We start from the raw sequence: 4,710 nt of genomic DNA, 5'->3' as shown, positions 1-4,710 counted from the left end.
CGATCTCCTGCGTGTAGGCATTGTTCTTCTCGACCAATTCACGCTTACAGCCTTCGCTGGTTTTCTGGACGTCTTGCGCCTGGCCTCAGATTACGGTGGGCAGAGCCGCCAGATTCTGATCAGGTGGTCCGTCATGAGTGTCGACGGCCTGCCGCGAAGGTCCAGTGCCGGTACGCTGCACAGCGAACTGGCCGATATCGATACCAGCGGCGATTTCGATTACATCGCAGTGTGTGGCGGGAACAGTTACACCAACACCAAACTGTCCAAAAAGCTATCCGCCTGGCTGGTCAATGCATACGAAGCAGGCGTGACGCTGGTGGGGCTATGCACCGGCACATTCGCCATCGCCCATGCGGGTTTACTCCGCCAGCATACTGTTTGCGTTCACTGGAATGTGTTGTCCGAATTTGAGCGACAGTTCCCAGATGTTCGATGCCGCGTGGACCATCTCTTTATTGATTCCGGCCGGATGATCACATGCGCCGGGTCAACTGCGGCCATCGACCTTGCCCTGCATCTGCTTAACCGGCATTTTGGTCCAGATAAGGCGAATCAGGCGCTACGCCATATGATGTTGTTCTCCATCCGCCCGGCCCGATTGCCTCAGGCGCATTTCTATATTGACCTGGAGAACGTCACCGACATACGCATCCACAAGGCAGTCAACTATATCGAGCAGCGAATAGACGACTTGCCGCAGGTGGCAGAAGTCGCCGCTCACGTTGGCATCAGTGCGCGCCAACTGGAGCGTCTGTTCAAGCAAACTCTCAACACGACGCCGGCGGCGCTGCATCGTATGCTACGGCTTCAATACGGCAAATGGCGCCTTACCAATACCGAAGATTCGGTCACCAATATCGCGCTGGGCTGCGGTTTCTCGGACAACTCTCACTTCTCGCGTGAATTTAAAAGCCTGTTTGGCCTCACACCGCGCGAGTTTCGGCAGGCCAACAGGGTGCAGCAATGGCGGACATGAAGCAAATACTTCGCAGAATGGATTTCACATCGCTGCGCCTTTTTGTGGTGATCTGCCAGGAAAACAGCATTGCGCGGGCTGCCGAGCGGGAATTCATCGCAGCCTCTGCCGTAAGTCGGCGCCTGGCCGAGCTGGAAACACTTGTCGGTTTGCCCCTGGTGCAACGGCACACGCGAGGCGTTAGCCTGACACCCGCCGGTGCAATGGTCTTGCGCCACGCGCAGCAGATCTTGGCCGGCGTGGAAGCCATGAGCGCGGAACTTTCGCGCGTCTATGCGGGGGTGAACGGGCACGTCCGTGTCGTGGCAAACCCGTCTGCCATTGTGCAGTTTCTTCCAGAGGACATTTCTGCCTTCCAGCGGCTGTACCCGGAAGTCGACATCGACCTGGAAGAACAGCACAGCCAGGACGTGTTACGACTGGTGCGCGACCGCGATGCGGACTTTGGCGTCTGCAACCGGATCGCCGGCATGGATGACCTAGAATGGCAGCCCTACCGTCGAGACCGGCTGGCAGTCGTGTTGCCTGCTTCTCATCCGAAGGCAGATGCGCAGAGGCTGCGTTTGGCAGATATTGTCGACGAGACTTTCGTCGGCATGAGAGAGCCAAGCGCATTGACTCATATGCTGGCAGTTCGGGCCGACGCCCTCGAACGCAAGCTTTCCGTGAAGTTCAGGGTGGGAAGCCTGGACGTGCTCTGTCGCATGGCGCATGTCGGCCTGGGCATCGCCATTGTTCCGCAGAAGGTGGCGGAGCTCTATATAAAGGCCTTGGATCTTGTGCTGCGGCCGCTGGATGAACCGTGGGCTCAACGGGAAATCTGTGTCGTGTATCCGCGGGAAGAGCAGCTTTCTGCCACGGCGGCCGCTCTCGCCCGATTCCTGGGGCAAGGGCGCTAACCGGCCATTGGCGAGCACCGACATCTTGAAACGAGATGGCAAAGGTGCCCAAATGGCGCTTCGGACAGCCCAGATGGTCTTCGTATAGTCCAGCGTGAGCAGGAGCGGGACAGTCCGATCCCGGCGATCCAAAGGAGACCTCCGATGAAAATCACTCGATTCATGGCGAGCTGTGCGCTCGCCATTGGCGCACTGTGCCAAGGCAACGTGGCACTGGCCGATACTTACCCTGAGCGCTCGATTCGCCTGATTGTGCCGACTTCTGTCGGCTCCACTGCGGATGTGGTGGCGCGTGTTGTGGCGGACGGTCTCGCCAAAGACCTCGGCCAGTCCTTTGTTGTCGAAAATCTGGCCGGCGCGGCAGGTATCCCGGGTACGCGTCAACTGGTCAGTGCGCAGCCGGATGGCTACACACTGGCCATCGTATCCTCCAACCATGCGATCAACCCCAGCCTGTACAAAACTGTCCCGTACGACAGCGTAAAGGACATCACGCCAATTTCCGTAATTGGTACAACGCCACTGGTCGTGGTGGTCGCGCCGGAGTCTCCCTACAAGTCGATCGACGAGTTGATTAAGGCCGCCAAGGCGGAACCCGGCAAGCTGAATTATGGTTCATCGGGGACAGGCAGCGTGCTGCATCTAGCGGGAGAGTTGCTCAAATCGAAGGCCGGCGTAGACTTGCAACACATTCCTTATCGCGGTGGTAATGCCCTTATCACCGACGTCATGTCCGGTCAGATCGAGACTGCCTTCCTGGCAGTTCCCTCTGTGATCGGTTCCATCAATGGGGGCAAACTGCGCGCCCTGGCCGTGAGCACGCCCGAACGCGTGCCAGTGCTGGGCGATGTGCCGACCCTGGCCGAAGTCGGGGCGGAGGGTTACGCTTATGACGCATGGATAGCACTGATCGGGCCGGCAAACCTGCCGGAGAACATTGTCAGCAAGCTGCAGGAAGCCACTGCACGAGTGATGCGTGACAAATCCGTGGTCAAGATTTTTGCCGGTCAAGGTTTTGTCCCCAATGGCTCTTCAACCGAAGAAGCACAGAAGGTGCTGATGGACGAAATTTCACGAACCCAGCAGCTGGTAGAGGCTGCCGGTATTTCCGCCGAGTGAGCGTTTATCCACATGAGTGAAGCTTCTGTCCTTGGCCGCCCCGCGCGCATTCTCTTTCTCTCTGCCGACCCGGCCCGGATTTCTGCGCAGTTGGCGGGGACTCGTCTTAGCCTTGCTGAGGCGCTGCCCTTGCGCGACGACATCTCCACCGACGAGATCACACCGCTGCCCATCCTCACGCATTTCGACGAAAAGCTGGGCCGTTACCCTTATACAGGGCTGACTGCAGGCGGCGAACGGCCCATTGGCACTGACGCCATTCACCAGGCCGGTTTCAATGTCGTGGTCGGCGGGAACCGCTACGGCAAAGGCTCGTCGCGCGAGCACAGCCCCATGGCCGAGAAATCGGCGGGTGTCCGCTTGGTCATTGCGGAAAGTTTTGAGCGTATCTATCGCCAGAACGCAGACAATATCGGCCTGTACACCAGCACCAACATGGGCCTGATTGAGCGCTTGCAACAGGGAGAGGTCATCACCGTTGACGAGATCGTGGCGGACAGAGACGAGCTCACTGCAGCCATCATCAGGGCGGGCGGCCTGCTCGCATTTGGCCAAAAGTATCTGGCGGGAATAGCCGACGCGGATGCTGCGGGTGCCCCTGTAAGGCCGTCTGCCGCCGAGCGGCCTCGCACGCTATTCGAAAAAATACTCGAACGCCATCTATTGCAGACACCGGTCAGTGCGCCTGCCATTGAGCAGGGCAAAGGTGCATTCATCCGGGCTGAATGGCGTTTCATTCACGAGTACTACACGGGCATGGCTGCTCATATGCTTCACGCCCGCTTTGGGCGTCCTCTGCGTATTGTCGACCCCGAGCAAGTGGTAGTGTTCGAGGACCATACTTCCTACGTGGCGGAGAGCCCTAATCATGTGCGCGCCGGCATCGTGCCAAACATCATCGCCATGTGCCAGGCTCAGCGGGATTTTGTTGAAGCATACGGCCTGAATAACCATAGGACGCTGACCGAATCTGAAGCTGCTGCCGACGATGGCAGCAACGTGGCCGGGATATCGCATGCAATGATGACCGAGCATTACGCACTGCCGGGCCAGGTCGTTGTTGGTACGGATTCCCATACCCCTCATATTGGAGCGCTTGGTTGTGTAGCCTTTGGTATTGGCACTACCGATATGGCGAACGCCTTTGTTACCGGCGCAGTTAGGCTGACCGTCCCACCCAGCCTGAAAGTCAATCTGGCCGGTGAGCTACCGCCCGGGGTCACGGCCAAAGATATAGTTCTGCATCTTCTGGCCTTACCGGAAATCCGCTCGGGCGCTGGAGTGGGCAAGGTATTCGAATTTACGGGCGAGGCAGTGGCAGCGCTTTCCATTGACGAACGCGCGACGCTGACCAATATGACCGCCGAACTGGGTGGTTTCACAGGAATTGTCGCGCCAGACGACGTGACACTGCGCTTTCTGCGCGAACGTCGGGGCGTGGACGTAGCCATTGAGCCCTGGATGCGCAGCGATCCGGCTGCCCACTATGACGCAGAAATCAATGTGGATTGCGCGGCGCTGGAACCGCTGGTGGCGTCGCCTGGCGACCCGGGTAATGGCCTGCAGCTCTCTGCGCTGGGCCCGCGCCCTCGAATCGACATTGCCTATGGCGGTTCATGCACCGCCGGCAAACGCGAAGACTTCGATTACTACCATGAAGTGCTTGCCTGGGGTTTGGAAAAGGGTTTGAGAGTTCCTGAAGGCGTGACGCTG

General features: G+C 58.7%; 4 protein-coding genes. All 4 read left to right on the top strand.

Features of this window, described 5'->3' with window-relative positions; genetic code table 11:
* A partial coding sequence (locus Q1J88_RS12690; RefSeq protein ID WP_366902815.1) for a GlxA family transcriptional regulator occupies positions 1-979 on the top strand: 979 nt, incomplete at its 5' end.
* A complete protein-coding gene (locus Q1J88_RS12685; protein ID WP_301118094.1) occupies positions 976-1,878 on the top strand; it encodes a LysR family transcriptional regulator in 903 nt (300 codons plus the stop codon). The genes Q1J88_RS12690 and Q1J88_RS12685, both read left to right, overlap by 4 nt.
* Before the next feature lie 144 nt (positions 1,879-2,022).
* Positions 2,023-2,997 carry a tripartite tricarboxylate transporter substrate binding protein gene (locus Q1J88_RS12680; protein WP_301118093.1) on the top strand — a complete coding sequence of 325 codons (975 nt, stop codon included), beginning with the start codon at positions 2,023-2,025 and terminating at the stop codon, positions 2,995-2,997.
* 12 nt (positions 2,998-3,009) lie between these two features.
* On the top strand, positions 3,010-4,710 hold a 1,701-nt coding region (locus Q1J88_RS12675), incomplete at its 3' end, for an aconitase family protein (protein WP_301118092.1).

Origin of the sequence: Pusillimonas sp. (assembly GCF_029263785.1) — a bacterium.
Classification (GTDB): Bacteria; Pseudomonadota; Gammaproteobacteria; order Burkholderiales; family Burkholderiaceae_B; genus Pusillimonas.
This window is presented reverse-complemented; position numbering and strand designations above follow the sequence as displayed.